Origin of the sequence: Massilia cellulosiltytica (genome assembly GCF_047325105.1) — a bacterium.
GTDB classification, from domain to species: domain Bacteria; phylum Pseudomonadota; class Gammaproteobacteria; order Burkholderiales; family Burkholderiaceae_D; genus Telluria; species Telluria orientalis.
Window position 1 is genome coordinate 649,329 of the sequence record NZ_CP168562.1, and the last position, 26,195, is coordinate 675,523.

Here is a 26,195-nt window from a genome sequence, read left to right on the forward strand (position 1 = left end):
CGATGGAACCGACGACGACGACAACGATGGCAGCGAAGGCCGCGAAGGCAGGCGTGCGCCCGGCCGGCTGGCTCGGCTACGCGCTGGCCACCACGCTGCTGTGGGGCGTGTGGGGCGCCTTCGCCGGGCTGCCCAGCCAGCACGGCTTTCCGGAAACGCTGATCTACGTGGTGTGGGCGCTGACCATGGTGCCGCCGGCCCTGGTCGTGCTGGCGCGCGCCGGGTGGCGGATACGCCGCGACGCCCGCGCGGTCGCCTATGGGCTGTCGATCGGCCTGCTCGGCGCCGGTGGACAGATGGTCCTGTTCTACGCGGTCAAGGCCGGGCCGACCTACCTGATCTTTCCCCTCATCTCGTTGTCGCCGGTGATCACGATCGTGCTGTCCTTCCTGTTCCTGCGCGAACGCACCGGGGGCCTCGGGACGGCCGGCATCCTGCTGGCGCTTTGCGCGCTGCCGCTGTTCGACTATGCGCCGGGCGGCGCGCCCCAGTCCTACGGCCTGTGGTTCGTGCTGGCGCTGGGCGTGCTGGTCGCATGGGGTTTGCAGGCTTACCTGATCAAGCTGGCCAACGCCAGCATGGACCCCGAGAGCATCTTCTTCTACATGACGGCCAGCGCGCTGCTGGTCATACCGGTCGCGCTGGCCATGACGGATTTTTCCCAGCCGATCAACTACGGCCCGTCCGGGCCATTGCTCGCCGCGGCAACCCAGGTACTGAACGCCATCGGCGCCCTGACCCTGGTGCATGCCTTCCGCCAGGGCAAGGCGCTGGTGGTGTCGCCCCTGGTGAACGCCGGCGCACCGCTGCTGACGACCGTCATCGCGATCGCCCTGGCGGGGACGCTGCCGGGGGGCGCCAAGCTGGCGGGCATCGTGCTCTCGCTGGTGGCGGCCATGCTGCTTGCGCTGCAGCCCGACGACAACGCATCCGCGTGAAGCGGACGACTATACGGAACCTGACATGGAATATTTGTTGAACCTGGTCCAGCGCCACAAGGCGGGCACGGCGCTGGGCATGCATTCGGTGTGCTCTGCCCATCCCCTCGTCATCGAAGCCGCGATGGAGGCTTCCGCGCAGCGCGGCCTGCCGGTCCTGATCGAGGCGACCTCGAATCAGGTGAACCAGCATGGCGGCTACACCGGCATGACGCCGGCGGCCTTCCGCGATTTCGCGCACGCCATTGCCGACCGTGCCGGCATGCCGCGCGAACGCGTGCTGCTCGGCGGCGATCATCTTGGGCCGAACGCCTGGCAGGACCTGCCCGCCGATGCCGCCATGGCCAGGGCAGAGGTGCTGATCGACCAGTACGTGGCGGCGGGATTTCGCAAGATTCATCTGGATTGCTCGATGTCCTGCGCCGGCGACCCGGTGCCGCTGCCCGACGACGTGGTGGCGCAGCGCGCGGCGCGCCTGTGCGCCGTCGCCGAGCGTGCCTGGCGCGCCGCCGGCGGTCCGGCGCCGGTCTATATCGTCGGCACCGAGGTGCCGGTGCCGGGCGGTGCCCACGAAGACCTGGACGAGCTGGGCGTGACCACGCCGGGCGCCGCGCAAGCCACCATCGACGTGCACCGCGCCGCGTTTGCCCGCGCCGGGCTGGAGGGCGCGTGGCCGCGCGTGATCGGTCTCGTGGTGCAGCCGGGCGTCGAATTCGACCACCACAAGGTGATCGACTACCAGCCCGGCAAGGCCGCGGCCTTGAGTGCCTTCATCGAAGGCGTGCCGGGCATGGTCTACGAGGCGCATTCGACCGACTACCAGACGCCGGCCGGGCTGGCCGCCCTGGTGCGCGACCACTACGCGATCCTGAAGGTCGGTCCCGGGCTGACCTTTGCGCTGCGCGAGGCCTTGTGGGCACTGGCCGGGATCGAGGACGAGATGTCGGGCGCGAAGGAAGGCTCGGCATTCAAGGACACGGTGCTGGAAGTCATGCGCGCGGAACCGGGCTACTGGGCCAGGTACTACGGCGGACCGGACGCCGACGCGGCGCGCGTGCGCTTCGACCAGCAGTACAGCCTGAGCGACCGGATCCGCTATTACTGGCCGCATCCGGCCATCCAGGCGGCGCAGGCACGGCTGTTGGCCAGGCTGGAGCGCGAAGCGCCGCCGCTGACGCTGCTGAGCCAGTACCTGCCGCTCCAGTACGAGGCGGTACGCGAGGGCCGCGTGCGCAACCGGCCGGCCGATTTGCTCAAGGATGGCGTGGCCAGGGTGCTGCGCCAGTATATGGACGCCTGCACGGCGGTCCCCGCAACGAAGGAGTTGGAAACATGCTAGTAGTAAACAGGGAAATTTTTGGAATCGGCGAAGACCGCCTGGAGCAGGCAGGCGCATGCCTGACCGCGCGCGAGATCGCACAGCAGCCGGAGGTGTGGCGCGAGATCGATGCGCTGGTGGCGCAGCGGCGCGGCGCCCTGGACGCTTTCCTCGGTCCGTTGCTGGCGCGGCAGGACCTGCGCATCGTGCTGGCCGGCGCGGGTACCTCGGCCTTCATCGGCGAGTGCCTGGTCCCGTCCATGCTGCGCCAGGGACTGCGCGCCGAAGCCGTGCCGACCACCGATATCGTCTCGGGACCGCAGCGCTTCCTGCAGCCCGCGGTGCCCACGCTGCTCGTGTCGTTCGCCCGTTCGGGGAGCAGCCCCGAGAGCGTGGCAGCGGTGGCGCTGGCCGACGAGCTCCTGCCCGACGTGCACCACCTTGTCATCACCTGCAATCCCGACGGCGAGTTGTACCGGATGGCACAAGGCCGCGCCGGCGCCCTGGCTCTCCTGCTGCCGGATGCCACCCACGACCGTGGCTTCGCCATGACCACGAGTTTCACGTCGATGCTGCTCGCGGCCGCGCTGGCCTTCGGCGTGCTGGCGCCGGACGTGGTGGCGGCAACGTCCGCGGCAGCCGCGCAGGTGCGGGACAGCGCCTTGCCGCTGCTCGAAGCGCTGGTGGCGCGGCGCTTCGGGCGCGTCGTCTACCTCGGCAGCAACGAGCTGCGCGGGCTGGCCCGCGAGGCCGCGCTTAAGCTGCTCGAGCTGAGCGATGGCCGCATCGTCGCCCTGCATGACTCGCCCCTGGGTTTCCGTCATGGCCCCAAGACCGTGGTCGATGCCGACACCCTGGTCGTGGTGCTGTTGTCGAACGATGCGCATGCACGCCGGTATGACCTCGACCTGCTGCGTGAACTGCGCAGGGACGGTCATGCCGGCCGCGTGCTGGCCCTGAGCGGCCGGCCCGAGCCCGAGCTGGGCGACGACTGCCTTGCGCTGGACGGCGCCGGCGCACTCGCCGAACCGGCGCTGGCCTTGCCCTTCGTCGTGTTTTGCCAGGCCCATGCGCTGCTGCAGTCGCTGGCGCTCGGCCTGCGTCCGGATACGCCGAGCATGTCGGGCACCGTCAACCGCGTGGTGCGCGGCGTGACCATTTATCCGTTCACCCAGGGAGCGAGCGATGTTTCTCGGCGTTGATGGCGGCGGTACCAAGACGGCGTTCGCCCTCATCGACGAGCAGGGACGGGTCCTGGCTCGCCACGAAGAGGGCAGCGCCTACTACCTGGAGGTCGGTATGGATGGCACCGCCGCCATGCTCGAACGCGGCTGCCGGGCGGTGTTGCACGCGGCCGGCGCCGGGACCGGCGACGTCGCCTTCGGCTTCTTCGGGCTGCCGGCCTATGGCGAAGACCGCGCCGTCCAGCCTGTGCTCGACGCACTGCCGCGCGCGATCCTCGGATCGCAGCGCTACTTGTGCGGCAACGACATGGTGTGCAGCTGGGCCGGTTCGCTGGCCTGCCGCGACGGCATCAGCGTCATTGGCGGCACCGGTTCGATGGCGTATGGCGAATTTGCCGGCGCCAGGGCGCGGGCCGGCGGCTGGGGCGAGTTGTTCAGCGACGAAGGCTCGGCCTACTGGATCGCGCGGGCCGGCCTGGCGCTGTTCTCGCGCATGAGCGACGGCCGAGCCGTGCGCGGCCCGCTGCACGGGCTGCTGCGCGCACGCCTCGGGCTGCAGGAGGACCTGGACCTGTGCGGCGTCATCTATGGCGAAATGAACGCCGAACGCAGTCGCGTGGCCGCCCTGGCACCCGTGGTCAGCGCGGCGGCGGCAGCGGGCGACGCGCAAGCGCAGGCGATCCTCGACGCCGCGGCCGGCGAGCTCGCGGGCATGGTCGACGCCGTCCGTGCCGCCCTTGGGGTGGCGGCCGGCGTGGAGGTCGCGGTGTCGCATAGCGGCGGGCTGTTCTCCGCCGGGGGGCCGCTGCGCGAGCCGTTCGCGCGCGCGCTGGCCGCGCGCGCCTTGCCCTACCGGCTGGCGCGGCCGCGGCTGCCGCCCGTGCTCGGCGCCGCGCTGTATGCCGCGCGCTGCGCCGGCCGGCCACTCGCCGCCGTCGCCGTGGAACGGCTTGCCGGCGCGATCTGAGCGCCCCGCCGCCGCATTCATCCAAGGAGGAGATTCCCATGCATTCGATCCTGATCCGGGCGATCCTGGCGGCGCTGCTGGCGCTGCCGCCGGCATTCGCCGCCGACACGTACACGATGGCCGACTTCGACAAGGTGCCGAAGGTCGATGCCCACCTGCACCTGCACGGCGCCAGCCAGGATGCCTACCTGGCGCTGGCACGCCGGGACAACTTCCGGGCACTGACGATCAACGTCGACTATCCGGATTTCCCGCCGCTCGAACGGCAGCGCCGCATCGCCAGCGCCGCCGCCCACGCACATCCGGACCGGATCGCCTGGGTGGCGTCGTTTTCGACCCAAGGCTTCGAGCGGCCCGGCTGGACCGAAGCGACCCTGAAGGACCTCGACGGCGCGCTGGCCGACGGCGCCGTCGGCGTCAAGGTCTGGAAGAACATCGGCATGGCGTTGCGCGATGCGCGTGGACGGCTGGTCATGGTCGACGACGCGCGCCTGGCGCCCCTGTTCGACGGCCTGGCGGAGCGCGGCACGATGGTGCTCGGCCACCAGGGCGAGCCGCATAACTGCTGGCTGCCCCTGGCGCGGATGACGGTCAACAACGACCGCGAGTATTTCAAGGCGCATCCGGCCTACCACATGTACCTGCATCCGGAGATGCCCGGGTACGACCAGCAGATGGCGGCGCGCGACCGCCTGCTGGCCCGTCATCCGCGGCTGCGCTTCACCGGCGTGCACATGGCATCGATCGAATGGGACGTCGACCGGCTGGGACACTGGCTGGACGCGCATCCGGGTGCATACGTCGACGTGGCGGCCCGCATCGGCCAGGTCCAGTACCAGTCGCAGCGCCGCCGCGAGCGCGTGCGTGACTTCTTCATCCGTTACCAGGACCGCCTGATGTACGGAACCGACCTGGCGCAGTCGGACGAGCAGCCGGACGCGGGTTTCGCCAGCGATCTCGACACGGTTTGGCGACGTGACTGGCGCTACTTCAATACCGCCGACACCTTCGCGGTGCCGGAGCTGGACTCGCCTGTGCGAGGGCTGGCGCTGCCGCGCGTCGTGGTCGACAAGCTGTACCGCCTGAATGCGGAAAAGGCCTATCCGCGCGCGTGGCAACCGCCGCCCGCCGGCTGAACGACGTAGCGCCGGCGGCGCGGGCGGCCGGCACCGATCTTTCGTTTCATTTCGGATGGAGCCTCCTGTATGATCTGGCTCTCCAATACGGGGCGACGACGAGGCCCGAAAGATCGGCAATGAAAGAAACAAAGAGAACGGAAGCGAAACCTTCGACGCAAAACCTTCCCGGTGCGCCGTCCGACCCCGACCTGCTGGTCGAGGAAAGGCGGCGCCGCATCCGCGAACTGGTCGGCGAACGCGGACGGATCACGGTGGCGGAGCTGGCGGACATGTTCGACATCTCGCAGGTTACCGCGCGCAACGACCTGAACGCGCTGGCGGAGATCGGCGCCGTGGTGCGTACGCGCGGCGGCGCGCTGGCCCAGCGTGACGACGAAGACCTGCCGATCGGCGTCAAGCAGACCTTGCGCCGCGCCGAGAAGATGCGCATCGCCGAAGCGGCCGTGAAACTGATCGGCGAGGGCCAGACGATCGTGCTCGATTCGGGCACGACCACGGCGGAAATCGCCAAGCAGATCCGCGGCCTGAAGCTGCAGTCGGTGAACGTGATCACGAACGCGCTCAACATCGCGGTCCTGCTGGCCGGCGCGCCCCACGTCACGCTGATCATGCTTGGCGGCGTGCTCAGGCCAAGCTCGTATTCGCTCGGCGGTCCGCAAGCGGAAAGCGCGCTGCAGGGCCTGCATGCCGACATCCTGTTCCTCGGCTTCGACGGCCTGGATCCGGAGATCGGCGTGATGACGCCGCACCTGCTGGAAGCGCGCCTGAACGGCCGCATGCTCGAGATCGCACGCCGGGTGGTCGCGGTCGGCGATTCGTCGAAGCTGGGGCGGCGCAGCCTGTCCGTGATCGCCCGGATCGAACAGGTCGATTGCATCATCACCGATACCGGCGCGGTACCGGAGACAGTCGAGGCGCTGCGGGCACGCGGCGCGCAAGTCGTGCTGGTGTAGGGACGGCAGTGCCGGCCCGGCGCCGGCCATGTAGTCCAAACATTGACATGACGAGGAGACTTATGAAACGAGCGCATGACGAACGCCGGCGTACCCTGCTGCAGTGGCTGGCAGGGACCGCCGTCGCATCGACGGTCGGACCCGCGGCGGCAGCGGGCAACGGCAGGGACGTGGCGCGGATCGGCGACGCCGCGATGGCGCTGGAATTCGACGGCGAGTTGCGCTGCCGCCTGCTGTCGAAGCGGGGAGCGCGCGCGACGGCCGTCACCGCCTTCGCGTCGAGCGAGCGCCTGCGGCTCGCGAACGGGCGCTGGATCGAGCGCTTCGCCATGTCCGGCCAGGCTGCCGACCGTGTCGACGGACCGCATGGACCGGGCCTGCGGCACCGCTTTACCGGCGTGGCGCCCGACGGCATCGAAAAGACCGTCGCCGTCACGTTCCATGACCGGCATCCCGGTTTCGCGATCATCCGGGTCTCCTACCGCAACCTGGGCAGCAAGCCGCTGGACATCACCGCCTGGGCCAACAGCGCCCATACCCTGCGTCCGGCCGCCGGCCGCAAACCGGAATTCTGGACCTTTTCCGGCGCCACGCACCAGGACCGGCGCGACTGGGTGCTGCCGATGGCGCCGGGCTTCGAGCAGCGCAACTTCATGGGCATGAACGCGTCCGACTATGGCGGCGGCACGCCGGCCGTGGACGTCTGGCAGCGGGATTGCGGCGTGGCGGTCGGGCACCTCGATACCGTGCCGCGCCTGGTCGCGCTGCCGGTGCGGGCGACGGCCGGCGGCGCCTCGCTGGCGGTCGAGTTCGAGGGTGCCGCCACGCTGGCGCCGGGCGGCACCCTCGACACGCTGGACACCTTCCTGGCCCTGCATACCGGCGATTATTTCGCAGCGCTCGACCGTTACCGCCAGGTCATGGCCGAACGCGGCGTGCGCGCGCCGGACGCGCCGCCCGAATGCTACGAGCCGATCTGGTGCGCCTGGGGCTACGAGCGCGACTTCACGATCCCGCTGATGGTCGGCACGCTGCAGAAAGCGAAGGAACTCGGGCTCGAGTGGGCGGTGCTGGACGATGGCTGGCAGAACAATGAGGGCGACTGGAAGCTCGACACCAAGAAATTTCCGAAAGGCGAGGCAGACATGCGCGGCCTGGTCGGCGCGGTGAAGGAGGCCGGATTGAAGGCGCGTCTGTGGATCACGCCGCTGGCAGCCGATCCGGGCACCGACCTGCTGCACGAGCATGCCGACATGCTCTTGCTGGACAAGGACGGCGCGCCGCAGCTGATCTCGTGGTGGAACAGCCTGTACCTGTGCCCGGCCTATGAACCGACCATCGAGATGACCCGGGCTTTCGTGCGCAAGATCCTTGGCGAGTGGGGCTATGCCGGCCTGAAGATCGACGGCCAGCATCTGAATGGCGTGGCACCCTGCTACAACCCGGCGCACAAGCATGCGCGGCCGGAGGAATCCTTCGAGAAGCTGCAGGATTTCTGGAAGATGGTCTACGACACCGCGCGCGAGGTCAATCCGCATGCGGTGGTCGAATTGTGCCCCTGCGGCACCGCCTACGCCTTCCATAATTTCCCGTACATGAACCAGGCGCCGGCCTCGGATCCGCTGTCATCCTGGCAGGTCCGGCACAAGGGCAAGACCTTGAAGGCGCTGATGGGACCGTCGGCGGCCTATGCGGGCGACCACGTCGAGCTGAGCGACGGCGGCGAGGATTTTGCCTCGACGGTCGGCATCGGGGCGGTGCTGTCGACCAAGTTCACCTGGCCCGTCGATCCCAAGCCGAAGGACAGCTTCCTGCTGACGCCGGAACGCGAGGCCAAGTGGCGCAAATGGATCGGCATCTACCGCGACAAGATGCTGGCCAACGGCGTCTACCGTGGCGAACTGTATGACATCGGCTTCGACAAGCCGGAGGCGCACGTCGTGGAAAAGGATGGCAGGTTGTACTTTGCCTTCTTTGCGCCACGCTGGGACGGGCCGATCGAGATACGTGGCCTCGGTCCGGGCCGCTATCGCCTGCGTGACTACGTCGACGAGCGCGAGCTGGGACAGGTCCAGTCCGGCGCCAACCGGATCACCGTCCGTTTCGAGCATGCCTTGCTGCTCGAAGCCGTGCCGGCCTGAAAAACAGAAGGCCGCACGAAGCGGCCTTTGTCACGCGCGCGTCGAGATCACGCCAGCGCGTGCATCACCGCATCGACTGGAATCGCCTTGACCCAGTCCCGTCTCTGATCCGCCGTGATGACGGTGGAGTTGGCCTTGTCGACCGGGGCCCATTCCGGCGTCTTCTGGCGCATCAGCGCGACGACCGGCACGCCCACGGCATTCGCCAGGTGCATCACGGCCGTCTCGACCGACACGATCAGGTCGCACTGCGCCAGCATCGCGGGCAGCTGGAAGAAGTTTTCGTTGGCGCTGAACAGTTCCGTGCGGTCGAGCTGGCGGCGCGCCAGCATGGCTTTCACGTTGTCCACTTCCTGCGGCACCGCGTTGACGATGAAGCAGGCGCCGCGCCATTCCGGCTGGGCGCGCATCGTCGTGATCAGTTCGGCCACGCGCTCGACGGGCCAGCAGCGCTTGCGCGTCTTGGCGAACGGGTTGATGAAGACGAGCTTGCCCTGGCGGCCGTCGAAGCCCCATTCGTGCAGGCGCGCCTTCGCGCCCTCGACGAACTGCCCGGGAATGTGCACGAACGGGATGCGCCCGGCCGGCGGAATGTCCACGCCGGCCAGCTGGCGGAACCAGTCAGCATGCACGTCGCTGATGTGCGGCGCGCTCGCGCGGTCGGCTACGTCCGGGTCGAGGCTGGCGTCCAGCTTGCGGTAGCTGAACCAGTGGATCAGGCCCTGCAGGCCGTGCGGCTTCTTCAGGCCGAGCACGAAGCCGTCCGGGCTGATCTCGCGCGCGAGGTCGGCGTAGAAGTGCGGACGCAGGGTGCCCAGCGAGACGACGATCGGGTAGTGCTCCTGCTGCGCTTCCCGGATGGAAGCCTGGAACAGCTCCGGCGAGTAGTTCTGCTTGTAGACCTTCTCGATGAAGTCGCAGGCGTCGAGCCAGTCGTACAGGACGTTCTTTTTCAGGTGCGGCCACTGCGAGGCGTCGCTCGTGCGGCGCACTTCGTCCACCCACAGGTGCAGTTTCAGGTGCGGGTAGGCGCGCGCGAACGCCTGGAAGCAGTTCTGCAAATAGGTGTAGTCGCCCAACGCCAGGTGGGCGATGAACAGGATCTTGTCCGATTTCTTCAGCAGATCGGTAGGAATGAGAGGTACGTTCATTGTCTCTTACGGGTCGCCTGCCAGTTGTTGTCCGACGCCGCCAGCGGTATATCAGGGTCTGCGATTCAGCAGCGCTAACCGGTCGGCTGGCTGCGCATCTGCCTGGTGAGGATGCACACTACCGCCAACTCTCGAAATCTTCAACAAATTGTCTCGAATTGTAGTCCAAACCGGGACACTGCGTTGCCCCTGACCATATTTTTAGACGCATTGTCCTGTGCGAGCAACATGAACTGAACAGGATGACAAATCCTTGTCCTGGAGACGGCGAAACTGGCGTATTAAATTAACATCGGCCCCGCCGTGCCGTCGGCACGGAGGGCTGGATTCTACGCCATGCGGATTCGCGATGGTGATTTAGAACGACAACAGGCGCACGACGCCGCTCAGGCCGTGTGGTTGCCCGGCCGTCAGGGGGCACAGGACGCTCAGGCGGGCCCTGGCCTCGCCGGCCGGGAAGGCGACCCGCAGCGGCGCAGGGGCGCCGGTGGTCTTTTCGCCAGCTTTCCTGCCGTCGATGAAGACCTGGCACGGGCCGGTCACCTCGGCGAATTCGAGGATGCCGCCTTGCTTGCGCACGCGCGCAAAGGGATAGACGTCGGTGGCGTACAGCATGTAGCCGGTCTGCCCGGCCGGTTTGGCGCGGGCGCCGGGCGTGATCCAGCCCCACGAGTTCATGTCCGTGCCGGCAGGGCGCAGGTTGGGATCGACCGGGGTCGGGCTCTGCGGCGACGAGCGCCAGCCGTCGAGGACCTGCACCGGCGCCGAGGTGGGCTGGTAAGCCCAGGGCTGGGCCTTGCGCACCTTGACATCGAGCACGGCGGATTTGAGCCCGGCCGCGCTGGCGCTCAGCCTGAAGGTGCCTGCGCTGCCTTCGCGGGTCTGCACGATCACCTGGGCCAGCCCGTTGAACAGTGCGCGCGTGTTGCCCTTCTCGCTGCTGGTGTCGTTCGGATCGCCATTGCCCAAGCCGATGATGTCGCCCCCCTCGGCCTTGAACACGATCTGGTGCTGCGCCAGCGGCACGTGGCGGCCCTGCGCATCGAGTGCTTCGACCTGGATGGGCTGGGCGTCGAGGCCGTCGCCGCGCATGAGTGAACGGTCCGGCGTGAGCTTGAGCGCGACCGGCGCGCCGGTGGTCTCGACCTCGAACCGTTTCACCACCTTGCCGCCGCGATAGCCCACGGCCGACAGCTTGCCGGGTGCATACCGGACCTGCCAGCGGTTCATCTCGTAGATGTCGCCCTTCTGGCGGCCTTGCGAGCGGCCGTTCAGGAACACTTCGACTTCATCCATGTTGTGCAAGGCCATCACGGTGATCGGCTGGCCTTCCTTGCCGGCCCAGTTCCAGTGTGGCGCCAGCCGCAGCACCGGCTCCTTGCGCCACTGGGCCTGGTGCAGCCAGAAGGCGTCCTTCGCGAAGCCGCACAGGTCCATGATGCCGAAGAACGAGGAATTCGATGGCCATTCGTGCGGCGATGGTTCGCCGTGGTAGTCGAAGCCGGTCCACACGAACGCGCCGGCCACGAAGGGCCGCTCGGCCACGGCTTTCCAGCCGACCCGGTGGGTCGTGCCCCAGGAGGACGCATCGTCGTCGTAGCTGGCGAAGATGTGCTTCTCCGGGTCGGTCACATAGGCGCCGCGCGTCTGGTAGGCCGAGACGTCTTCGGACGACGTCATCGGCACGGTCGGGAAAGCCTGGTGGAACGCGTCGTAGGCCTGGTACTGGTAGTTGAAGCCGACGACGTCGACCGCCTGGGCCGCGTTGGCGGGCTCGAACTGGCCGGTGTTCATGGCGGCGGTGGTGGGGCGCGACGTGTCGAGCGCGCGTACGGCGGCGACCATGCGGCGCACCATTTCCCGGCCCTGCTCGGTGCCCTGGATGGGTTCCTCGTTGAACACCGACCACAGGATGATGGACGGGTGATTGCGGTGGCAGCGCACCAGCCAGCTCAGCTCCTCGACATGCTCCGGAGAGGGGTTGAATACGCGGTTCTCGTCCATCACGAGGAAGCCCAGCTCGTCGCACAGTTCGTAGAAGCGCTTGTCCTGGGCATTGTGCGAGCAGCGGATGGCGTTGACGCCGAGTTCCTTCAGGCGGCGCATGCGGTAGTCGAGCAGGCCGTACGGCACGGCCACGCCGACCCCGGCGTGATCCTGGTGAATGCACACGCCCTGCAGCTTGACGTGCCGGTCGTTGAGGAAAAAGCCGAGCTCGGGGTCGAAGCGCTGGGTGCGGAAACCGCAGCGGGTGGTGACTTCGTCGAGCAGCCTGCCGTCCTGCAGCACGCGGGTGCGCACGCTGTACAGGTTGCGTTCTTCCAGGCTCCACAGTTCAGGCGCGGCCACGCGCATGCTGCCGGTGACGACCTGGCGCGTCAGCACGCCCACGTCGGCCGGGGCGCCGAAGCTGGCCACGGTCTTGCCTGCAGCGTCGACGAGGACGCTCTCGACCTGCACCCGCTGCGCGCTCTTGCGGATGTTGTACAAGGTCACTTCGAGCGGAATGGTCCACTGGCCGTCGGCGAACACGGGATGGGCGAACACGCCGTCGGTGGCGATGTGGACCTGCTCGCGCTTGACGAGCCACGTGTTGCGGTAGATGCCGGCGCCTTCGTACCACCAGCCCTGCATGGTGTCGGCATCGACGCGGACCACGAGCGAATTGAGCGCGTCGCCGTAGGTGGCGAACGGGGTCAGGTCGATGTAGACCGAGCTGTAGCCGCTCCAGGTGTGCGCCACCTGCGTGCCGTTGAACCAGACGGTGCCAAGGGTCGCCATGCCGTCGAGCTGCAGTTCGATATGCTTGCCGTGGTCGGCCTCGTCCAGGCGGATCAGCGTGCGGTACCAGCCGATGCCGCGCTTGCGGTAGCCCTGCGCCACGTTGGCGCTCTGCTCGGGCACCTGCGCACTCGCGAAGTCGTGCGGCAGCGTGACGCTGTTCCACTCGGAATCGTCGAAACCGGGCGCCGCGGCACCGCTGGCATTGCCGGCCTTGGCGTTGGCGTAGGTCCAGCCATGGCCCCGGATGACCGGGAAGGCGATATCGCCTTCATGGAAGCGCCAGCCCTTGTTGAGCGACACGACCGTGCGTCCGGGCGCGGATGTGGGGCGGGCCTGGCTGGCGTCCGCGTAGGCGGAGGACTGGCCGAAGACCGAGGTGGTGGCGAGCGCGCCGGCGCTCTTGAGGAAGTCGCGTCTGTTGAGCATGCCCGCAACACTATCAAGGTTGGCATGCGCTGTCGACGCTAAAAGCGCCGGTGCAGGTTACGATTTTCGGCAGGCTTACATGAGAATCACGTCGTACTGTTCCTGGTGATAGCCGCGCTCGACCTGCAGCGAGATCCGCTTGCCGATGAAGTCGCCGAGCATGGCCAGGTGCTGCGACTCTTCCTCGAGGAACAGGTCGACCACTTCCTGCGACGCGACGATGCGGAATTCGCGCGGGTTGAACTGCTTGGCTTCGCGCAGCAGTTCGCGCAGGATCTCGTAGCAGATCGTCCGGCTCGTCTTGACCTGGCCCTTGCCGCCGCAGGCAGGGCAGGGCTCGCACAGGATGTGGGCCAGCGATTCGCGCGTGCGCTTTCTCGTCATTTCGACGAGGCCCAGCGCCGAGAAGCCGCTCACGGACACCTTCGTGCGGTCGCGCGACAGCGTCTTCTTGAGCTCCGCGAGCACGGCGTTGCGGTGCTCGGTGTTCTCCATGTCGATGAAGTCGAGGATGATGATGCCGCCCAGGTTGCGCAGCCGCAGCTGGCGGGCGATGGCGTGTGCCGCTTCCAGGTTCGTCTTGAAGATCGTGTCGGCGAAATTGCGCCCGCCGACGAAGCCGCCCGTGTTGACGTCGATGGTCGTCATCGCTTCGGTCTGGTCGACGATCAGGTAGCCGCCCGATTTCAGGTCCACGCGCCGGCCCAGCGCGCGCAGGATCTCTTCCTCGACGCCGTACAGGTCGAACAGCGGGCGCTCGCCCGTGTAGTGCTGCAGGCGCGACAGCACGCTCGGCGTGTACACCTGGGCGAATTCGACGAGTTTCAGGTAGTTCTCGCGCGAGTCGACGAGGATCGCGGCCGTCTCGTCGTGCACGAAGTCGCGCAGCACGCGCTGGGCCAGGCTCAGGTCCTGGTACAGCAGGCTCGTCGCGGGACGCGTGCGCGCGCCCGTCATGATGGCGCCCCACGTCTTGCGCAGGTAGTCGACGTCGGCGGCGAGGTCGGCGTCGGACGCGTCCTCGGCCTGCGTGCGCACGATATAGCCGCCTTTTTCGTCCGGCGGCAACAGGCCCGCGAGGCGCGCGCGCAGGGCTTCGCGCTCGGATTCCTTCTCGATCTTCTGCGAGATGCCGATGTGTTTATCCTGCGGCAGATAGACGAGCATGCGGCCCGCGATCGAGATCTGCGTGGACAGGCGCGCGCCCTTCGTGCCGATCGGATCCTTGATCACCTGGACGGTCAGCACCTGGCCGTCGAACAGGATCTTTTCGATGGGCGTTGGAGGGGCGCTGCTGCTGCCGTTCGCGCCGTCGTGCGGCCTGGCTTCCCAGATGTCGGCCACGTGCAGGAACGCGGCGCGTTCGAGGCCGATGTCGATGAAGGCCGACTGCATGCCCGGCAGCACGCGCACGACCTTGCCCAGATAGACGTTGCCCGCGAGACCGCGGGTGAGCGTACGCTCGATGTGCAGCTCTTGTACGGCACCCTGAACCACCAGCGCGACGCGCGTTTCCTGGGGGGTGATGTTGATCAGGATGTCTTCAGTCATGAGGCCGGGTTTTAATTGTTGTCTCGGGTCACATCATACACGCAGGGTGGGGTCATTGATGCCGGGGGCATCGATTACCCCATCCTACAGCGCGCTGACGCCCGCTTTCTGCAGTAACTGCGCCGTCTCGAACACGGGCAAGCCCATGATGCCGGAATGGCTGCCTTCGATGTGCTCGATGAACAGGGCGGCGAGGCCCTGGATGCCATAGGCGCCGGCCTTGTCGTAGGGCTCCGGCGTCGCGCAATAGGCGCGGATCGCTGCCGGCGTGAGCTGGGCGAAACGCACGTTCGACACCTGCGTCACCTGCTCGAACACGTCCGTGTAGTGCAGCGCGACCGACGTCAGCACCTGGTGCGTGCGGCCCGACAGGCGTTCCAGCATCGCATGCGCTTCCTTCGGATCGGCCGGCTTGCCGAGGATTTCGCCGTCGATGGTGACGGTCGTGTCGGCCGACAGCACGGGGCGCAGCGGCATGCGGCGCATGTGCAGCACGTTCCACGCGAACGCGCCTTTTTCGCGCGCCACGCGGGCCACGTAGTCCATGGCGGGCTCGCCCGCGAACGTGTCTTCGCTGACGTCGATGCCGCGGGCCGGATCGGAGCGCAGGCTAAGGATGTCGAAATCGATGCCGACCTGGCGCAGCAGTTCGCGGCGGCGCGGGCTCTTCGAGGCGAGGTAGATTTTCTTGTCGGGCTGTTTCATCGGCTCATACCCGATGGTAGGGGTGGTTCTGGGTGATGGACCAGGCACGATATAACTGTTCTGCCAGCATCACGCGCACGATACCGTGCGGCAGCGTCATGCTGGAGATGCGGATCAGACCGTCCGCGCGTGCCTTGAGTTCCGGATCGAGGCCGTCGGCCCCGCCGATCAGGAAGGCGATGTCGCGCCCGTCCTGCTGCCAGGCCTCCAACGCTTGCGACAGGCCCACGCTGGTGAGATCCTTGCCGCGCTCGTCGAGGGCGACGATGCGCACGCCTTTCGGCAGCACGGCCTCGATGCGCTCGCGTTCGAGCGCCATCGCGGTGGCCGCCGTCTTGCTGCCGGACCGTTCGACCGGTTTCACTTCCTTCAGCACGATGCGCAGCTCCGGCGGCATCCGCTTCGCGTATTCCGCGAAGCCGGTCTCGATCCAGGCCGGCATCTTGTGGCCGACCGCGACGATGAACAACTGCATCGCAGCTTATTCTTCGGTTTTCTTGATGCGGCGGATGACTTTCTTGGCCGGTGCGTCGCCCTCGGCTGCGGCTTTCGTCGCGCGCTTCGGTGCGGCAGCAGCCTTGGCGGCCTTGGCAGCTTTGGCGTCCGCGGCAGCGGTCTTGGACACGGCAACCTTCACGGTGGCGCCCGTCGGGATCTTCTTGGCGGCAGGTTTCCGGGCGGCCGGCTTGACGTCAGCCGCCTTCTTCGCGGCCGGCTTGCGCTCGCGCACCGGCTTGGCGTCTTCCTGCTCCTGGTTCGCGGCGAGGTGCTTCGACTTGGTCTTCGGTGCGGCCGCGTCCTGGCCCTCTAGCGTCGACTTGCGCTTGGCGGCGCCCAGTTTGACGGGCTTGTCGCCCCAGATTTCTTCCAGGCGGTAGTACTGGCGGATGGCCGGCTGCATGATGTGCACGATCATGTCGCCCAGGTCGACGAGGACCCATTCGCCCGTGTCTTCGCCTTCCAGCCCGACCACGTCGCCGCCTGCTTCCTTGACCTTGTCGCGCACCGAGGCGGCCAGCGCCTTGGTCTGGCGATTCGACGTGCCCGACACGACCGCGATACGGTCGAACAGGCTGGTCAGGTGCGTCGTGTCGAACAGAACGATGTCCTGGCCCTTGACGTCTTCGAGGGCGTCGACGACGAGCGTTTGCAGTTTCTTGATATCCATTAGTTTTTGTACAAGTTATGTTGTTGAATATAGTCTAGCACTTGCGGCGCAACGAGCGCGCTTATGTCAGTACGGGGTTCGGCGTGCAGGGCAGCGCGCACCTGCGTGGCCGATATGTCGATGGCCAGCGTGTGCGCCAGGCACACCTTGCCCGCCGGGCTGGCGCGCACGGCGTCGAACGACGCGCGCCGCTGCGCCAGTTCGGCTGCCACGGCGGGCGGCAGCGCGGCGTCGTCGAGCCGGTAGCCGGGGCGGGCGGCGACGCCGAAATTGGCCAGCGCGAACAGGTCGCGCCAGTCGCGCCAGGTGTCCAGCTTCTGCAACTGATCCGCACCCATCACGAACACGATGGACGTATCCGGCCCGAGTTCGGCGCGCACGTCGCGCAGGGTTTCGACCGTGTACGTGGCGCCATGACGGTCGATCTCGCGGGTATCGATCGTCACGGGTGCGCTACTGCCTGCAAATGCCAGTTCCAGCATGGCCACGCGGTCGGTGTCGCCCGCTTCCAGGCCACTCTTTTTTTGCCACGGCTGGCCGGCCGGCAGCACGCGCAGTTCGTCCGGGTGGAGCTGGCGCGCGAACAACTCGGCCAGCGCGACGTGGCCGTGGTGCACCGGGTCGAAACTGCCGCCCAGCAGAGCAACACATCTGGTCACGGGGCGAGCCAATCCCGGTGCGGCAGGAAGTCGGTGGTCAGCTTGTCTTCGGGGCTGCCCGGTTCCGGATGCCAGTCGTAACGCCATTTGACGATAGGCGGCATCGACATCAGGATCGCTTCCGTCCGGCCGCCCGACTGCAGGCCGAACAAGGTGCCGCGGTCCCACACGAGGTTGAACTCGACGTAGCGGCCGCGCCGGTACGCCTGGAAATCGCGCTCGCGTTCGCCGTACGGCTGGTCCTTGCGGCGTTGCAGGATCGGCAGGTAGGCATCGAGGAAGCCGTCGCCGACGCTTTGCACCATCGCATACGACTGCTCGAACCCGAGTTCGTTGAAGTCGTCGAAGAAGATGCCGCCGACGCCGCGCGCTTCCTTGCGGTGTTTTATATAGAAATAATCGTCGCACCAGCGCTTGAAGCGCGGGTGCAGGTCGCCGCCGAACGGCGCCAGCGCGTCGTGGCAGACCTGGTGGAAGTGGCGCGCGTCGTCCGCATTGCCGTAATAGGGCGTCAGGTCCATGCCGCCGCCGAACCACCAGACGGGTTCCTTGCCCTCGGCCGTCGCTTCGAAAAAGCGCACGTTCATATGCACGGTGGGTGCGTACGGATTGTGCGGGTGCAGCACGAGCGACACGCCCATCGCTTCCCAGGCGCGGCCCGCCAGTTCCGGCCGCGCGGCCATCGCCGACGCCGGCAGGCTGGCGCCGCGCACGTGCGAAAAATTCACGCCGCCGCGCTCGATCACATTTCCACCTTCGATGAGGCGCGATACGCCGCCGCCACCTTCGGCCCGTTCCCACGTGTCGCGCAAGAAAGGCTTGCCGTCGACGTCTTCCAGCGCTTGCACGATGCGCGCCTGGAGGTCGAGCAGCCAAGCCTTGACGGCGGCCGGATTAATTGTAGCCATGTGGAAATGTGAGAGAAAAAAAGCGAACGGGGATTGTACACTGATGAACTGGATCGTGACAGGCACCTGCCAACACCGATTTCAGCACCCCGCCGGCGCGAATAAAAATCCTGCGCAAATCTCTACAATTTTCTGCATTTTTCTAGCTTTCGTCGTTACGAATGCAAGAAACGCGTGCGTATTACTAATAGTCTACGTCGAAAGAAACCGATTTCACGCCAGCCGCATAGGCCGGTGTCGGAACGAGTCAATAACGAAAACGACGGAGACCTTCATGGAACATACGATCCCCCCTCGGCCGCGACCTTGACGCGCCAACTTGTCCTCTCCCATCCAATGTCTTCATCGTGACGGCCCGTCCGTGGCCGTACCGACGGGGATGGTGCATTGCAGCAAACCGGTAACCCCGGTCCAACACTTTCTTGGAGTTCAAGCATGAAGAAGCAAACTCTTGCGCTTGCCTGCGCCGTGGCAGGCCTGGTGGCAGCGTGCGGCGGCAGCAGCAGCCCGTCCTCGCAATCGCCTTCTTTCGCCGCCATGATCGGCAGCGCGTCCGGCGGCGGCGCAGACGTTGCGGCCACGGGCGCCCGTTGGCAGAGCGTGAAGTACGGCGGCAGCGGCTACGTGACCGGCCTGATCTTCCACCCGACCAGCCCGGACGTGCTGTATGCGCGCACCGACATGGGCGGGGTCTACCGCAGGGATACGGCCACTTCCGGCTGGACGCCGATCACGGACGGCTTCGGCGTCCGCGAAGAATTCTATAACGGGGCCGAAAGCGTGGCCCTGGATCCGACCGACGACAAGCGCGTGTACCTCGTCACCGGCATGTACGATTGGTCGGGACAGAATGCCCGCCTGTACATCTCCACGAACCGCGGCGACAGCTGGACGCACGTCGACCTGCCGTTCCGTGCCGGTTCCAACGATCCGGGCCGCGCCATCGGCGAACGCCTGATGGTCGATCCGAACCAGCCGTCGGTCCTGTACTACGGCTCGCGCACGTCGGGCCTGTGGAAGAGCGCCGACTACGGCCAGACCTGGAGCCAGGTGACGTCGCTGACGTCGTTCCAGTACCCGGGCGACCAGATCGGCTCCCTGCCGGGCCGCACGTCGGGCGGCATCGAGAGCGTGCTGTTCGACACGTCGACCACGGGCGCGGGTACGGCCACGCAGACCATCTACACGGCGGTGGCCCCGGATTACGCTGCCGCGGCCGGCCTGAATGCCAACCTGTACAAGTCGACCGACGGCGGCGCGACCTGGACGGGCGTGTCGACCCCCGTGACCGGCTACTACATCCCGCACATGGTCCGCGCCAAGGACGGCGTCATCTACGTGGCGTTCACGAAGGACATGGGCCCGGGCGCCGGCGGCCCGGCCCGCCTGTACAAGTTCGACGGCACCAACTGGACGCTGCTGAAGAGCTACGATACGGAGCAGTGGGTGAACTTCGGCATGGGCGGCCTGTCGGTTTCCGGTTCCGGCCCGACCACCCGCATCGCGCTGGGCGTGTCGAACTCGTGGGGTAACTGGCAGGGCCAGCCGGTCGTGCAGGTGTCCGACGATGCCGGCCTGACCTGGCGCGAGATCGCGTCGATGACCCCGCACACCCCGTCCGACGTGGACTTCTCCGGCTGGGTGGACGACGTCGAGATCGATCCGAACAACCCCGACCACATCCTGCACGTGTTCGGCGGCGGCATCTGGGAGACGAAGACCGCATCGGCCGCCACGCCCACGTGGAACCTGGACGTGACCAACCTCGAGGAAACCGCGACGATCAGCCTGGCGACGCCGCCCAAGGGCGCCAACTATGCGCTGCTGCGCAGCTCCGGCGACATCGGCACGCACGTGCAGACCGAGGTGCTGAAGAAGCCGACGCGCGGCCCGATCGGCTACTTCAGCAACGGCCACGCCGCCGACACGGCCTGGTCGAACCCGGCCTACATCGCGGCCGTCGGCACCGGCGGCTGGGTCCAGAACAACCCGCGCGGCGCCTACTCGACCGACTCCGGCGTGACCTGGACGCCATTCGCCAGCAAGCACCCGGACGCGGCATCGAACGACCACCAGGGCGGCGAGGAAACCATCGCCGTCACCGCGCCGGGCAAGGCCGTCTGGGCACCGTCCGGCGCGCGGCCGGCCTACACGACCGACAACGGCGCCACCTGGACGTACACGAACCTGCCGGACCTGTCCGCGGTGGGCATCGGCCGCGGCTACCGCGTCGTCGCCGACCGCAAGAATCCGAACAAGGTCTACGCGTTCAACTCGGGCGGCGCGTGGTGGAACCAGTGGGCGGACACGTCGCATTTCTGGTACTCGAACGACGGCGGCCATACCTTCACCGAGAGCACGACGTTCGTGAGCGCGGGCGCGCGCGTGGCGGCCTTCTACCAGTCGTCGATCGCCGTCAATCCGAATGCTGAAGGCGACATCTGGGTGGTCGACGGTTTCAGCATCCTGCACTCCACCGACTCGGGCGTGACCTGGACCAGGCTGGATGTGACCGCGCCGGACTGGGGCACCAACGAGACGTGGAGTTATCCGCAGGTGTACGGCGCCACCTCCATTGCGCTGGGCAAGGCGCCGGCCGGTGCGACGTACTCGTCTTCGATCTACATCGTCGGCATCATCAACAACGTGTGGGGCGTGTACCGCTCGGATGACGGTGCCAGGACGTGGCGCCGGATCAACGACGACAAGCACCAGTACGCCGGCATCAGCAACCTGGCCGCCGACCAGGCCGTGCCCGGACGCGTCTATGCCGCCGGCGCGGGCCGCGGCGTGTTCTTCACCTACTGATGATGGCAATGCCGGTGCCCGCATGGGCGCCGGCAGCAACGATTACTTCCGGAGACTTTCATGAAATTCAAATCCATTCTCGCCGCCGTCGCCTTGATGGCAGCAGGCAGCGCCGGCGCCACCGTCCTGAACTTCGATGGCCTGACCGAGATGATGTACGGTGACGGCTTTCCGCTGGCCGGCAGCATGACCTACAACGGCCTGAACCTGACCTACGTGGAGTCGGGCTTCCAGGTGACCCTGAATGCGCCGGGCGCGGACGCAGACGCGGCCCACGTCGGCGACGGCACGTACGAGCCGTCGACGTACAACTGGCACGACGGCATGGAAAACGGCTGGGACACGTTCGTCACGCTGACCCGCGTGGGCGGCGGCAAGTTCAACCTGAACAGCTTCGACTACTTCATGGATTGGAGCGACGTGTCGGCCGACGGCGTGTCGGTCGGTTCGATCCAGGACGCGGGTACGTGGAGCACGGTCCTGACCGGCATCACCGAACTGCGCATCGGCTCGGGTGCCTACAACCAGATCGACAACGTCAACGTGGAAGCGGCCGCGCCGAGCGGTTCGGTGCCGCTGCCGGGGACGCTGGCGCTGATGCTGGGTGGACTGGCCGCGGGTAGCGTGGCGCGTCGCCGGAAATAACGTCGTTCCCGCGAAAGCGGGAACCCATGCTGACTGCTCGAAGTCGACTCTTTGTAGCCAACGAGGTGGAAATGAAGAACGTAGTCAGCATACTCAGTATGGATTCCCGCGTGCGCGGGAATGACGATGCTATTTCTGACGGCTTTTGAAAACAATATTCCGGACACTAGTGCGCGGAGGCGGGAACCCATGCTGAGCTTCCGAAGTCAGTCCATTCAGCGCGTCACGGTGCTTTGACGTTACTGAACCCGGTTGCTCTATATGGATTTCCGCTTGCGCGGGAACGCCGAGTCATGCGAACTTTTGCAGCATCTCAGCAATAAAACGAGTCCATCGTTGGAACATGTCACTTTCGGCATCGAGGACTCAACCATGGACAGATCAAGCTACGTCTATATGTTGGCGAGCGGCTTGAACGGAACACTCTACGTTGGCGTGACAAGCGACCTCGTAAAACGTGTTTGGCAGCACCGCGAAGGCCTGGCTGAAGGATTCACAAAGCGATATCGCGTCAAGATGCTGGTCTGGTATGAGATTCACGCCGATATCATGGAAGCGATCCGGCGCGAAAAGCAGATCAAGAAGTGGGACAGGTCGTGGAAGGTGGAGCTGATTCAGAAGACCAATCCCCGGTGGCGTGACCTCTATGCTGATATTGTAGGCTAGCGAGCTCAGCATGGGTTCCCGCTTGCGCGGGAACGACGGCAGGGTAAAAAAACGGAGGCTGCGAGCCTCCGTTTTTCGTTGTTGCGAGACGCTAGGTCATCACGCCTGCTTGATCCCACGCCACCCGATGTCGCGCCGATACTGCGCCCCATTGAAGTGGATCTTCTCGACGGTCTCGTACGCCTGCTTCTGCGCCATCTTGACGCTGTCGCCCAGGCCGACGACGCACAGCACGCGGCCGCCCGACGTCTGCAGCGTGCCGCCCACGATTTGGGTGCCGGCGTGGAAGGTGACGCATTCCGGCGTTTCGGCCGGGATGCCGTCGATGATGTCGCCCTTGGCCGGCGCGTCCGGATAACCGGCCGCCGCCATCACGACGCCCACCGCCGTGCGGCGGTCCCATTCCAGTTCCACCTTGTCCAGGGTGCTGTTGCAGGCGTGTTCCAGCACCGTCACGAAGTCGCTCTTCAGGCGCGTCATGATCGGCTGCGTTTCCGGGTCACCCATGCGGCAGTTGAATTCGATGACCTTCGGCACGCCGGCCGCGTCGATCATCAGGCCCGCGTACAGGAAACCGCTGTACGGGATGCCGTCCTTGGCCATGCCCTGGATGGTCGGGTTGATGATCTCGCGCATCACGCGCGCGTGGATCGACGGCGTGACGACCGGTGCCGGCGAGTATGCGCCCATGCCGCCCGTGTTCGGGCCCTGGTCGTGGTCCTTCAGGCGCTTGTGGTCTTGCGACGTGGCCAGGGCGACGACGTTCTTGCCGTCGCACATGACGATGAAGCTGGCTTCTTCGCCGGCGAGGAATTCCTCGATGACGATGCGTGCGCCCGCGTCGCCGAAGCGGTTGCCCGACAACATGTCGTCGGCCGCCTGGTGTGCTTCTTCCAGGGTCATCGCGACGACGACGCCCTTGCCGGCGGCGAGGCCGTCGGCCTTGATGACGATCGGCGCGCCCTGGGCGTCGATGTAGGCGTGGGCCTGGGCGACGTCGGTGAACGTCTGGTACTGCGCCGTCGGGATGCCGTGGCGGTGCATGAAGGCCTTGGCGAAGTCCTTCGAACTTTCCAGCTGGGCCGCTTCCCTGGTCGGGCCGAAGACCTTCAGGCCGCGCGCGCGGAACAGGTTGACGATGCCGGCCGCCAGCGGCTGCTCCGGGCCGACCAGCGTCAGGTTGACGTGTTCCGCGACGACGAAGTCGGCCAGCGCGGCCGGGTCGGTGATGTCGATGTTGATCAGGCGCGCATCGCGCGCGGTACCGCCATTGCCCGGTGCGACGTAGACCATCTGGACGCGATCGGATTGGGCCAGTTTCCAGGCCAGGGCATGTTCACGGCCGCCAGAGCCGACTACCAGGATTTTCATGGATTGCTTTCGCTGCTTACTCTTCAATGACTGCGTTCGTATAGACTTCCTGCACGTCGTCCAGGTTTTCCAGAGCGTCGAGCAGTTTCTGCATCTTGAGCGCGTCTTCGCCGGTGAACACCGTCTCGGTGTCAGGCTTCATGATGACTTCGGCGGAATCGGCCTTGAAGCCGGCCTTTTCCAGGGCTTCCTTGACGCCGGCGAAGGCGTTCGGGTCGCACAGCACTTCGAAGCCGCCTTCGTCGTCGGCGATCACGTCGTCGGCACCGGCTTCCAGCGCCGCTTCCATGAGCTTGTCTTCTTCGACGCCGGGTGCGAACAGGAACTGGCCCGTGTGCTTGAACATGAACGCGACGGAGCCTTCGGTCCCCATATTGCCGCCGAATTTGCTGAACGCGTGGCGGACTTCGGCCACGGTGCGCACGCGGTTGTCGGTCATGCAGTCGACGATGATCGCCGCGCCGCCGATGCCATAGCCTTCGTAGCGGATTTCTTCGTAGTTGACGCCTTCGAGGCCGCCCGAACCGCGCTGCACGGCGCGGTTGACGTTATCCTTCGGCATATTGGCGTCGGCCGCTTTTTCGATGGCGAGGCGCAGGCGCGGGTTGGTGTTGGCGTCGCCGCCGCCCATGCGGGCAGCGACGGTGATTTCCTTGATCAGTCGGGTCCAGATCTTGCCGCGCTTGGCATCAGTGGCGGCTTTCTTGTGCTTGATGTTGGCCCATTTGCTGTGTCCAGCCATGTCGAGTCTTCCTTAGACAGGGAACCTCGGCAAACTGCGATCTTCGAGGTCCCGGGTATTGATAATCCTCGACATTTTATCATAGCGCATCCGTCTAAATACTGTCAGGGAAACAACAACGCCGTGCCCAGTCCGACCAGCCCGAGCCCCGTCCCGCACGCCACCACATGCCCGCCGGGCAGCAGTTTTTCGGCGAGGATCAGCGAGATGAGCCCGGCGATGACGGGCAGGTTCAGCACGCCGGCCGGCAGCACGAGCGCCAGCAGCAGCCAGCAGCAGCCCGTGCAATACCGCGCATCCGCGACGCCCATGCGGAACGCGCCCCACATCCCCCGGCGCCAGTGCGTCAGGACGAACGCCAGCGGCGCGCGGCAATTGTCCAGGCAGACGTGCTTGGCGGGCGTCCACTGGTAGACCCCGGCCGCGACGAGGGCGAGGGCGCCGACCGTCGGGTGCGCGATGGCCATCGTCTCGTCGAGCCCGCCGGCGTCGTGCAGCTGCCAGTCGGCCAGCGTGGCGGCGAGGGCGCAGCAGGTCCAGACGAACAGATAGCCCAGCATGAACAGGAACGTGGACGGATAGACCCAGCGCTCGCGCACGAGCCGCTTCACGCGGGCGTACAGCAGCACGGACGGCGCGGCCGCCGGCAGCATCATCGCGGCGATGACGACGGTCCACAGCGCCAGCAGGCGCGCGAGGTCGTCCGCGTGGTACGGCCCGACCCGGAAATTGGCCGCGTTGCCCGTCCCCAGCGGCGACAGGCGACCAACGCGAAACAGCAGGTACGCCCAGCACAGCGCCGCGAGCAGCACGAGCAGGGTGAGGACGACGGTGCGGTCGGCACCGGGGCGGCCGACGCCGCTGGCGCGGCTCATCGGGCGCGCGCTCCGGCCGGTTGCATCGTTGCGCTGTGTGCCATGGACATCTCCCGAAAAGTTGAGCTGTGATGCGGTTGAGTATCGACAGCGATTGGACCGCATCCGGCCGGCTGCGTTCGGAGGCGTCCTCAGCCGGCTATGCGGATTCCCCGTACAATCGTCGGATGAGTAAAACTGCAGCCGACTTACCTGTTGTACCGACCACACGCCCGGCCGCGCTGGGCGGCCTGGCGATCGCCATCGGCGGTGCCGTTCTGTTTTCCACGAAGGCCATCGTCGCCAAACTGCTGTACCGCTACCACATCGACGCCGTCACATTGATCGCGTTCAGAATGCTGTTCTCGCTTCCGGTGTTTGCGGCCGTGGCGGTGTGGAAGATGCGGACCGAGCCGCCGCTCGCCGTGCGCGACCGCTGGCGCCTCGCCGGACTGGGCCTGATCGGCTACTACCTGTCGAGCTACCTCGATTTCCTCGGCCTGCAATACATCTCGGTGGGCCTGGAACGCCTGATCCTGTTCCTCACGCCCACGTTCGTCCTCCTGATCACGGCGCTCGTCTTCAAGCGCCGCATCGGCCGCGCGGAGTGGATCGCGCTGGCGCTGTCGTACTGCGGCATCGTGCTCGTGTTCGCGCACGACCTGAAGGGCGGCGGGGGGAGCACGGTCACGGGCTCGCTGCTGGTACTCGGTTCGGCGGCGTGCTACGCGGCCTATCTGCTCGGCACGGGCGAGATGGTGCGCCGCATCGGTTCTCTGCGCCTCGTCGCGTACGCGATGTGCGCGTCGAGCGCCGCGTGCATCGCGCAGTTCTTCATCCTGCGGCCCGCCAGCATGCTGGTGCAGCCGCTGCCGGTTTACGGGCTCTCGCTCGTGAATGGGATATTCTGTACCATCTTCCCCGTCTTCATGACGATGGCGGCAGTCCAGCGCATCGGTGCGACGACGGCATCCCAGGCCGGCATGATCGGTCCGGTGTCGACGCTGTTCCTGGGCTGGGCGCTGCTGGGAGAACCGATCACGACCGTGCAACTGGCCGGAACGGGCCTGGTGCTGGGCGGGATCTATTTGCTGTCGAAGAAAAAAACACCCTGACA

General features: G+C 66.6%; 22 protein-coding genes. 11 read left to right on the plus strand and 11 right to left on the minus strand.

The annotated features are described in order from the left end of the window. Positions 1-2: 2 nt before the first annotated feature. From ACEN9H_RS02925 to ACEN9H_RS02955, 7 genes are all read left to right on the plus strand, one after another. Positions 3-938: an EamA family transporter gene (locus ACEN9H_RS02925; RefSeq protein WP_413673721.1), complete on the plus strand. Its 936-nt coding sequence runs from the start codon at positions 3-5 to the stop codon at positions 936-938. A 25-nt stretch (positions 939-963) separates the two neighbouring features. Further along, positions 964-2,277 (plus strand): D-tagatose-bisphosphate aldolase, class II, non-catalytic subunit, encoded by a 1,314-nt coding sequence (locus ACEN9H_RS02930; RefSeq protein WP_413673722.1) that lies wholly within the window; start codon positions 964-966, stop codon positions 2,275-2,277. Then, positions 2,271-3,458, plus strand: coding sequence for an SIS domain-containing protein (locus ACEN9H_RS02935; RefSeq protein ID WP_082577131.1), 1,188 nt, complete (start codon positions 2,271-2,273; stop codon positions 3,456-3,458). Before ACEN9H_RS02930 ends, ACEN9H_RS02935 begins: the two co-directional genes overlap by 7 nt. Then, positions 3,442-4,407 (plus strand): BadF/BadG/BcrA/BcrD ATPase family protein, encoded by a 966-nt coding sequence (locus tag ACEN9H_RS02940; protein ID WP_371769039.1) that lies wholly within the window; start codon positions 3,442-3,444, stop codon positions 4,405-4,407. The genes ACEN9H_RS02935 and ACEN9H_RS02940 overlap by 17 nt, the downstream gene beginning before the upstream one ends. 38 nt (positions 4,408-4,445) lie before the next feature. Next, the gene (locus ACEN9H_RS02945) at positions 4,446-5,543 is read left to right on the plus strand and encodes an amidohydrolase family protein (RefSeq protein WP_371769040.1); all 1,098 of its coding nucleotides are present in this window, start codon (positions 4,446-4,448) and stop codon (positions 5,541-5,543) included. Between the two features lie 119 nt (positions 5,544-5,662). Further along, a complete protein-coding gene (locus ACEN9H_RS02950; protein WP_371763875.1) occupies positions 5,663-6,499 on the plus strand; it encodes a DeoR/GlpR family DNA-binding transcription regulator in 837 nt (278 codons plus the stop codon). A gap of 62 nt (positions 6,500-6,561) precedes the next feature. Then, positions 6,562-8,640, plus strand: coding sequence for a glycoside hydrolase family 36 protein (locus tag ACEN9H_RS02955; protein WP_413673723.1), 2,079 nt, complete (start codon positions 6,562-6,564; stop codon positions 8,638-8,640). Between the two features lie 47 nt (positions 8,641-8,687). Here the strand turns inward: ACEN9H_RS02955 and ACEN9H_RS02960 are convergent, their stop codons facing one another. The 8 genes from ACEN9H_RS02960 to hemF all read right to left on the minus strand — a co-directional run bounded on the left by ACEN9H_RS02960 (position 8,688) and on the right by hemF (position 17,992). Then, positions 8,688-9,791: a glycosyltransferase family 9 protein gene (locus ACEN9H_RS02960; protein ID WP_413673724.1), complete on the minus strand. Its 1,104-nt coding sequence runs from the start codon at positions 9,789-9,791 to the stop codon at positions 8,688-8,690. 357 nt (positions 9,792-10,148) lie between these two features. Beyond that, positions 10,149-13,001: a beta-galactosidase GalA gene (gene galA / locus ACEN9H_RS02965; RefSeq protein WP_413673725.1), complete on the minus strand. Its 2,853-nt coding sequence runs from the start codon at positions 12,999-13,001 to the stop codon at positions 10,149-10,151. A gap of 75 nt (positions 13,002-13,076) precedes the next feature. Then, entirely contained in the window at positions 13,077-14,552 is a 1,476-nt protein-coding gene (gene rng / locus ACEN9H_RS02970) for a ribonuclease G (RefSeq protein ID WP_056328307.1), read from the minus strand. Between the two features lie 84 nt (positions 14,553-14,636). Continuing rightward, positions 14,637-15,257: a Maf family protein gene (locus ACEN9H_RS02975; protein WP_056328309.1), complete on the minus strand. Its 621-nt coding sequence runs from the start codon at positions 15,255-15,257 to the stop codon at positions 14,637-14,639. Between the two features lie 4 nt (positions 15,258-15,261). Then, complete coding sequence (rlmH, locus tag ACEN9H_RS02980) at positions 15,262-15,732, minus strand: 23S rRNA (pseudouridine(1915)-N(3))-methyltransferase RlmH (protein ID WP_056130354.1); 471 nt, start codon at positions 15,730-15,732, stop codon at positions 15,262-15,264. Between the two features lie 6 nt (positions 15,733-15,738). Continuing rightward, positions 15,739-16,425: a ribosome silencing factor gene (gene rsfS, locus ACEN9H_RS02985; RefSeq protein WP_413673726.1), complete on the minus strand. Its 687-nt coding sequence runs from the start codon at positions 16,423-16,425 to the stop codon at positions 15,739-15,741. Beyond that, entirely contained in the window at positions 16,425-17,084 is a 660-nt protein-coding gene (locus tag ACEN9H_RS02990) for a nicotinate-nucleotide adenylyltransferase (protein WP_229412018.1), read from the minus strand. Before ACEN9H_RS02990 ends, rsfS begins: the two co-directional genes overlap by 1 nt. Continuing rightward, positions 17,081-17,992, minus strand: coding sequence for an oxygen-dependent coproporphyrinogen oxidase (gene hemF, locus ACEN9H_RS02995; protein ID WP_056328312.1), 912 nt, complete (start codon positions 17,990-17,992; stop codon positions 17,081-17,083). Before hemF ends, ACEN9H_RS02990 begins: the two co-directional genes overlap by 4 nt. Before the next feature lie 435 nt (positions 17,993-18,427). On the opposite strand from hemF, the gene ACEN9H_RS03000 reads away from it, so the two are divergent. The 3 genes from ACEN9H_RS03000 (at position 18,428) to ACEN9H_RS03010 (ending at position 22,111) form a co-directional block, all read left to right on the plus strand. Beyond that, on the plus strand, positions 18,428-20,800 hold the full coding sequence (locus ACEN9H_RS03000; RefSeq protein WP_413673727.1) for a dockerin: 2,373 nt from the start codon (positions 18,428-18,430) through the stop codon (positions 20,798-20,800). Between the two features lie 60 nt (positions 20,801-20,860). After that, positions 20,861-21,445, plus strand: coding sequence for a PEP-CTERM sorting domain-containing protein (locus ACEN9H_RS03005; RefSeq protein WP_371763885.1), 585 nt, complete (start codon positions 20,861-20,863; stop codon positions 21,443-21,445). Positions 21,446-21,817: 372 nt separating this feature from the next. Then, positions 21,818-22,111: a GIY-YIG nuclease family protein gene (locus tag ACEN9H_RS03010; RefSeq protein WP_160409494.1), complete on the plus strand. Its 294-nt coding sequence runs from the start codon at positions 21,818-21,820 to the stop codon at positions 22,109-22,111. A gap of 99 nt (positions 22,112-22,210) precedes the next feature. Here ACEN9H_RS03010 and purD read toward each other — a convergent pair whose 3' ends face one another. From purD to ACEN9H_RS03025, 3 genes are all read right to left on the minus strand, one after another. After that, positions 22,211-23,482, minus strand: a complete 1,272-nt coding sequence (purD, locus tag ACEN9H_RS03015; protein ID WP_056130372.1) for a phosphoribosylamine--glycine ligase — start codon at positions 23,480-23,482, stop codon at positions 22,211-22,213. 16 nt (positions 23,483-23,498) lie between these two features. Next, positions 23,499-24,224 carry a YebC/PmpR family DNA-binding transcriptional regulator gene (locus ACEN9H_RS03020; protein WP_056130386.1) on the minus strand — a complete coding sequence of 242 codons (726 nt, stop codon included), beginning with the start codon at positions 24,222-24,224 and terminating at the stop codon, positions 23,499-23,501. 104 nt (positions 24,225-24,328) lie between these two features. Further along, a complete protein-coding gene (locus ACEN9H_RS03025; RefSeq protein ID WP_413673728.1) occupies positions 24,329-25,099 on the minus strand; it encodes a DUF2182 domain-containing protein in 771 nt (256 codons plus the stop codon). 167 nt (positions 25,100-25,266) lie between these two features. Here ACEN9H_RS03025 and ACEN9H_RS03030 point away from each other — a divergent pair, with 167 nt between their 5' ends. Beyond that, positions 25,267-26,193, plus strand: a complete 927-nt coding sequence (locus ACEN9H_RS03030) for a DMT family transporter (RefSeq protein ID WP_413673729.1) — start codon at positions 25,267-25,269, stop codon at positions 26,191-26,193. Positions 26,194-26,195: the final 2 nt, after the last annotated feature.

What these genes read in the sequence shown, in the direction of transcription:
- ACEN9H_RS02925 (WP_413673721.1), top strand. Translation starts at nt 3, where the DNA reads ATGGAACCGACGACGACGACAACGATGGCAGCGAAGGCCGCGAAGGCA.
- ACEN9H_RS02930 (WP_413673722.1), top strand. Translation starts at nt 964, where the DNA reads ATGGAATATTTGTTGAACCTGGTCCAGCGCCACAAGGCGGGCACGGCG.
- ACEN9H_RS02935 (WP_082577131.1), top strand. Translation starts at nt 2,271, where the DNA reads ATGCTAGTAGTAAACAGGGAAATTTTTGGAATCGGCGAAGACCGCCTG.
- ACEN9H_RS02940 (WP_371769039.1), top strand. Translation starts at nt 3,442, where the DNA reads ATGTTTCTCGGCGTTGATGGCGGCGGTACCAAGACGGCGTTCGCCCTC.
- ACEN9H_RS02945 (WP_371769040.1), top strand. Translation starts at nt 4,446, where the DNA reads ATGCATTCGATCCTGATCCGGGCGATCCTGGCGGCGCTGCTGGCGCTG.
- ACEN9H_RS02950 (WP_371763875.1), top strand. Translation starts at nt 5,663, where the DNA reads ATGAAAGAAACAAAGAGAACGGAAGCGAAACCTTCGACGCAAAACCTT.
- ACEN9H_RS02955 (WP_413673723.1), top strand. Translation starts at nt 6,562, where the DNA reads ATGAAACGAGCGCATGACGAACGCCGGCGTACCCTGCTGCAGTGGCTG.
- ACEN9H_RS02960 (WP_413673724.1), bottom strand. Translation starts at nt 9,791, where the DNA reads ATGAACGTACCTCTCATTCCTACCGATCTGCTGAAGAAATCGGACAAG.
- galA (WP_413673725.1), bottom strand. Translation starts at nt 13,001, where the DNA reads ATGCTCAACAGACGCGACTTCCTCAAGAGCGCCGGCGCGCTCGCCACC.
- rng (WP_056328307.1), bottom strand. Translation starts at nt 14,552, where the DNA reads ATGACTGAAGACATCCTGATCAACATCACCCCCCAGGAAACGCGCGTC.
- ACEN9H_RS02975 (WP_056328309.1), bottom strand. Translation starts at nt 15,257, where the DNA reads ATGAAACAGCCCGACAAGAAAATCTACCTCGCCTCGAAGAGCCCGCGC.
- rlmH (WP_056130354.1), bottom strand. Translation starts at nt 15,732, where the DNA reads ATGCAGTTGTTCATCGTCGCGGTCGGCCACAAGATGCCGGCCTGGATC.
- rsfS (WP_413673726.1), bottom strand. Translation starts at nt 16,425, where the DNA reads ATGGATATCAAGAAACTGCAAACGCTCGTCGTCGACGCCCTCGAAGAC.
- hemF (WP_056328312.1), bottom strand. Translation starts at nt 17,992, where the DNA reads ATGGCTACAATTAATCCGGCCGCCGTCAAGGCTTGGCTGCTCGACCTC.
- ACEN9H_RS03000 (WP_413673727.1), top strand. Translation starts at nt 18,428, where the DNA reads ATGAAGAAGCAAACTCTTGCGCTTGCCTGCGCCGTGGCAGGCCTGGTG.
- ACEN9H_RS03005 (WP_371763885.1), top strand. Translation starts at nt 20,861, where the DNA reads ATGAAATTCAAATCCATTCTCGCCGCCGTCGCCTTGATGGCAGCAGGC.
- ACEN9H_RS03010 (WP_160409494.1), top strand. Translation starts at nt 21,818, where the DNA reads ATGGACAGATCAAGCTACGTCTATATGTTGGCGAGCGGCTTGAACGGA.
- purD (WP_056130372.1), bottom strand. Translation starts at nt 23,482, where the DNA reads ATGAAAATCCTGGTAGTCGGCTCTGGCGGCCGTGAACATGCCCTGGCC.
- ACEN9H_RS03020 (WP_056130386.1), bottom strand. Translation starts at nt 24,224, where the DNA reads ATGGCTGGACACAGCAAATGGGCCAACATCAAGCACAAGAAAGCCGCC.
- ACEN9H_RS03025 (WP_413673728.1), bottom strand. Translation starts at nt 25,099, where the DNA reads ATGAGCCGCGCCAGCGGCGTCGGCCGCCCCGGTGCCGACCGCACCGTC.
- ACEN9H_RS03030 (WP_413673729.1), top strand. Translation starts at nt 25,267, where the DNA reads ATGAGTAAAACTGCAGCCGACTTACCTGTTGTACCGACCACACGCCCG.